Genomic DNA, 4832 nt, shown 5'->3' with positions numbered 1-4832 from the left:
TATGTTGGAAATCGGTGGTACACATTCGATCCTTCACAAGCCGATCTGCGAGGCGGTCGTGTCGCCATCGCTTTTGGTCGCGATGCGGCCGACGTTGCGATCTACACCCAATTCGGCAACCCGGTGGGACTGCTAAATATGAACATCAACGTCGAACGGATGTCCGGACCGACTTACTGAGGCAAGGCGGGCTACCCTGCTAACCGGCGACCAGCCGTGCTGCGCAGCATGGATGGACGATTTTCAGTTCGCTCGCCACCCCCGCCGCAAACGACGGGAAATGAACTCGATATTGCAGCCCAAGAATAAGTCCGGACAGATGTGCCCGCAGGCTTTTCAGCCCTGCGTCCTCCGACTTCAGGCCTTCCCGCAGCAGCTGCCTGGTCCGGCACAACCGGCATGACCCGGCGATGACCCGCAACAAGCCGTGTCCCCGGGACCGGGCATGGCTGCAGAAACGGTGCCGGACAGGGATGAATGGGCGGACATCAGCTTTTTGAGGTTTCCGCTGCCGCATCGCTCGCAATAGATCGTCATTTTGTCATTGGCAACAAGAATCTCAGCCACGTGGCCGCAATCGGCACATAAAAAATCGAAAAGTGGCATGCCTCCCTCCTTTTCCCTTCATTGTCTGCCATCGATATCGATCAGTGGGCGCAATCACCGATCTGAACGCCGTGATGGTGGCCGCACACCTGGCTTGGCTCGAACACCGGCAGGTTGCCTGCCTTGATCATCCCGGCATTTACGCCAACGGTTCCTTCAACGGCGCGATATACGACGATGCCGTCGTTGTTGAGTTTTTTCAAGGCGCCGCCGCCGATGCCTCCCACCACGACGCCATCCACCCGGCGCCCGCCCAGGGCATCCATGGGGTTGCAGGCGCCGTGCTGATGATCCTGGTCCGGGTTTTCGAAGGTCTCCACCGAATCTGTGTCCAGATCCACGAAAACAAAAAATGGTGCGGACCCGAAATGGCCGTGTACGTCGCTGTCGATACCTTTATTTTCAACTACTGGAAAAGCAATTTTCATCTTAATGGATCTCCCTTGCGCAAGGCCAATCGTTGCCTTGCTTCATGTTCGCTTCAGGTGAATAAAAAACCATGCTTCCGGAGGCAGTCAATCCAGTATAAACCGACCGACGTACCCTTGTCGATAATTGTCGTTTTATAGCTTAAAGTTCCGTTCGCGACAAGGCTTTCCTGGCAGGTGATGCAGCCCTCTCCTGCAACTGGACAAGAAGGGATAAAATCGAAGATATGGTTGCCTCGGCACCCCCCGTATGCTATATATTGGGCTCGTCGATAATGCTGGATGCTAACGCTGGACAAGATCGAATGCATCTATCCTTCTTATCCACCAACTTATTTGCCCCACTCGCGGGCCCCCCCCTGCAAAGCAATGCAGTACCCACACGCAATGGCCGGTCCGGTCCGGACGCGTCCTCGTCCATCCAGCAAACCAACCGAGCGCAGGAAACAACCCATGACCTCCAGGAGGTGCGATGATTTCGTCTTCCAAGAGCAAACGAAAAACCTTTGTGCTGGACACCAACATTATCCTTCACGACAGTTCCTGCATCAACCAGTTCGATGAACATGACATTGTCATCCCCATTGCCGTCATCGAAGAGCTTGACCGTTTTAAGAAGGGAAAAGAAATTTTGAACTGCAACGCCCGGGAGTTCGCCAGGGCCCTGGATGCCTTGACCGGGGACCGCATATTCAACGGCGGCGTGACCATCGGTCCCGGAAAAGGAAAAGTCACCGTCTGCCTGGACCGGGAGTTTCACGACAAACTCAAGACGAACTTCTCCCCTGACAAGCCGGACCACCACATTCTAAACGCCGCCTACCACATTGCTTGTGAAGTCGCCTTTGACCGGGTTTTTCTGGTCACCAAGGACGTCAACCTGCGCATGAAAGCCAAATCCATCGGTCTGATGGCCCAGGATTACAGTACCGATCGTGTCCAGTCGCCGGCCGATATCTACAAGGGCACCCGTGTGGTGGAAAACATACCCGCTGGCGTGATTGACCAGCTCTACGCCAAGCCCTTCGAAATGGACGCAGCCAGTCTGGAAGTTGCCGAGCCCCTGCTCTCCAACGAATACCTGATCATGAAAAACGGCAGCAAGTCCGCGCTGGGTGTGTTTATTCCCCAGACCCGATCCATTCGTCGCATCGACACCCAGTCCTGCTACGGCATCCGGCCCCGCAATGCAGAACAGTGCTTCGCCATAGACGCCCTGACGAATCCGGATGTGCCCCTGGTAACGATCACCGGCAAAGCCGGTACCGGCAAAACCCTTCTTGCACTGGCCGCGGCTTTAGAGAAACGGCGCTATTACCGGCAGATTTTCATCTCCCGGCCGTCGGTTCCGCTGAGCAACAAGGACATCGGTTTTCTGCCCGGCGACATCCAGTCCAAACTGGACCCCTACATGCAACCCCTCTATGACAACCTGTCGGTCATCGAAAGCAACCAGAACGGAAAAAACGGCAGCCGGCAGGGACGCCGGGTGAAAGAGCTGCTGGATGAGGAGAAGATCGTCATCACCCCCCTCTCCTACATTCGCGGCAGAAGTATAGTAAAAGTCTTTTTTATTGTCGATGAAGCCCAGAACCTCACTCCCCACGAGGTGAAGACGATCATCACCCGGGCCGGTGAAGGCACCAAAATCGTCTTCACCGGAGACATCTACCAGATCGATCATCCTTACCTGGACAGTCAGAGCAACGGGCTGAGCTACCTGATCGAGAAGATGAAAGGCCAAAATCTCTACACCCACATCAACCTGGAAAAGGGAGAGCGCAGCGAGCTTTCGGATCTGGCCATCAGCCTGCTTTAGCAACGGTTCAACGGTTCCTGGTTCCAGGTTCCCGGTTGGTCGGCCCTGGTCCTGCGTGCCGATGCATGGTCTGCAGTCAAGTCAAGGTTGACCATCAGGTCGCAACCGGCTAACCTGTCAGCCTAGCGCCGATGAAAGGCGATGAGGCGCAGGCAATCAGTCAAACCTGATCCGTATCGAACGTGCACACACCAATGACATCGAATGTAAACACTGAAGACTTCGCCAACCGGGCGGAGGCCGCCATAGCCATGCTGTCGCCCCTGCCCTATGCCGCCGACCCGCTGCCCGGCATCGGCGGTGCCATCAAGGCCACACCGGGACACTTTGTGGTCGAAGAGATCCTGCCCTATGCCGCCTGCGGCGAAGGGGAGCATGTTTATGTCACCTTCCGGCGAGCCGGATGGAACACCGCCGATGCCGCCCGGATCATGCAGAAACACCTGGGCCTGGCCCCTTCGGATGTGGGCTGGGGCGGCCGCAAGGACAAAATGGCGGTGGTCGTGCAAACCCTTTCCTTTCGATGCGGTGTCAATCATCCCCTGGCCGACGTGGAGAAGACTTTGGCCGACCTGCCCTTTGAAATTCTGGCCATCGACCGCCATCGCAACAAGATCAAGACCGGCCACGTGGCCGCCAACCGCTTCACCGTTGTCGTCAGCGATCCTGGACCCGATGCACTGCCCCGGGCGATTACCATCGCCGACCGGCTGAAGCGGACCGGCGTGCCCAACTTTTACGGTCCCCAGCGTTTCGGCTACGGCCTGCAGAACATCCGCCGGGGATTCACCCTTTTCTCGGCGAAAAAAAGGGCACGCAAGGACACGTTCATGGTGTCGGTGGTCCAGTCGGCGCTGTTCAACATATGGCTCAAGCGGCGCATGCAGGCCGGCGACTACCGCACCCTGCTGGCCGGAGACGTGGTTAAAAAGACCGACACGGGCGGCATGTTCACCGTCGACGACCTGGCCATCGAAGCCCCGCGCTTCAACGCCGGAGAAATTGTCTACACCGGGCCCATTTACGGATTCAAGATGAAACCGGCCATGCATGCGGCCGGTGAAATAGAAGCGGCGCTTTCCAGGCAATTCGCCCTCACCCCCGAGGACTTTAGACCTTACCGCTCCCCTGGATCGCGACGAGAAGCCATCCTGAACCTCACTGATCTGACCCTCGCTGAAGTGGAAGACGGACTGCGCCTCACCTTTACACTGCCGTCCGGAGTTTACGCCACAACCGTGTTGCGCGAATTCACCCGACCGTCCTGACGGTCGGCGATCGATCATCGCCCAATCAAGAGGAGTACGCCATGCCAAGACAGTTGATCAGCTCAGGCTCGCCATTTGAAAAGCCCATCGGTTTTTCCCGTGCCGTGAGAGTGGGCAATGCCATTGCCGTCTCGGGAACCGCCCCCATCGCACCTGGCGGCGGCACGGCCTACCCCGGCGACCTCTACCGCCAGACCCAAACCTGCCTTGAAATCATTAAAGATGCCGTCGAAAAAGCCGGCGGCCGCATGGAGGATGTTATCCGCACCCGCATCATGCTGGTCGACATCAACCGCTGGCAGGAAGCTGCCCGAGCCCACGGCGAGTTCTTCGGTGAGATCCGACCGGCCAGCACCTTTGTTCAGGTAAGTCGATTCATCGATGCAGACTGGCTGGTGGAGATCGAAGCGGATGGCGTGGTGGTGCAAGAACCGATTGCCTGATGGTCCAGCCGGACCCAGAGCAATCGCTGGTAAGCGGATAAGCTTGAAGCTGAAGTCTCAAAGTTGAAACCCAGGAACTTTAGAACCCTGGAACCCTGGAACCCTGAACCCAGAACCCAAAACCCTGAACCCTGAACCCTGAACCCTGAACCCTGAACCCAGAACCCTGAACCCTGAACCGGGATCGGCGAACGGGGGGGACTACCGGCGGGTCTTGCTGCGGAAGAGGCCGCCCAGAACGCTCATGCCGCTCTTCTTGGCGCCCTTC

Annotated in this window: 5 protein-coding genes and 1 pseudogene; 4 read left to right on the top strand and 2 right to left on the bottom strand. The window is 57.4% G+C overall.

Annotated elements, in window-relative coordinates:
* Positions 1-180 (top strand): annotated as a pseudogene (locus ABYV26_RS21040) (transglutaminase family protein); the annotation flags it as partial.
* Between the two features lie 177 nt (positions 181-357).
* Here the strand turns inward: ABYV26_RS21040 and ABYV26_RS21035 are convergent.
* Positions 358-606: an FmdB family zinc ribbon protein gene (locus tag ABYV26_RS21035; protein WP_372683322.1), complete on the bottom strand. Its 249-nt coding sequence runs from the start codon at positions 604-606 to the stop codon at positions 358-360.
* Between the two features lie 41 nt (positions 607-647).
* Positions 648-1034: a NifB/NifX family molybdenum-iron cluster-binding protein gene (locus ABYV26_RS21030; RefSeq protein ID WP_372683321.1), complete on the bottom strand. Its 387-nt coding sequence runs from the start codon at positions 1032-1034 to the stop codon at positions 648-650.
* A 472-nt stretch (positions 1035-1506) separates the two neighbouring features.
* Between ABYV26_RS21030 and ABYV26_RS21025 the strand changes: the two genes are divergently transcribed.
* The 3 genes from ABYV26_RS21025 (at position 1507) to ABYV26_RS21015 (ending at position 4564) form a co-directional block, all read left to right on the top strand.
* Positions 1507-2853 (top strand): PhoH family protein, encoded by a 1347-nt coding sequence (locus ABYV26_RS21025; protein WP_372683320.1) that lies wholly within the window; start codon positions 1507-1509, stop codon positions 2851-2853.
* Between the two features lie 194 nt (positions 2854-3047).
* Complete coding sequence (gene truD, locus ABYV26_RS21020; protein WP_372683319.1) at positions 3048-4121, top strand: tRNA pseudouridine(13) synthase TruD; 1074 nt, start codon at positions 3048-3050, stop codon at positions 4119-4121.
* Between the two features lie 41 nt (positions 4122-4162).
* Positions 4163-4564 carry a RidA family protein gene (locus ABYV26_RS21015; protein WP_372683318.1) on the top strand — a complete coding sequence of 134 codons (402 nt, stop codon included), beginning with the start codon at positions 4163-4165 and terminating at the stop codon, positions 4562-4564.
* The last annotated feature ends 268 nt before the right edge of the window (positions 4565-4832 follow it).

Source organism: Desulfosarcina sp. (assembly GCF_041551955.1).
Classification (GTDB): Bacteria; Desulfobacterota; Desulfobacteria; order Desulfobacterales; family Desulfosarcinaceae; genus Desulfosarcina.
This window is presented reverse-complemented; position numbering and strand designations above follow the sequence as displayed.

Coding starts and splice junctions, on each gene's coding strand:
- ABYV26_RS21035 (WP_372683322.1), bottom strand. CDS start 606: ATGCCACTTTTCGATTTTTTATGTGCCGATTGCGGCCACGTGGCTGAG.
- ABYV26_RS21030 (WP_372683321.1), bottom strand. CDS start 1,034: ATGAAAATTGCTTTTCCAGTAGTTGAAAATAAAGGTATCGACAGCGAC.
- ABYV26_RS21025 (WP_372683320.1), top strand. CDS start 1,507: ATGATTTCGTCTTCCAAGAGCAAACGAAAAACCTTTGTGCTGGACACC.
- truD (WP_372683319.1), top strand. CDS start 3,048: ATGACATCGAATGTAAACACTGAAGACTTCGCCAACCGGGCGGAGGCC.
- ABYV26_RS21015 (WP_372683318.1), top strand. CDS start 4,163: ATGCCAAGACAGTTGATCAGCTCAGGCTCGCCATTTGAAAAGCCCATC.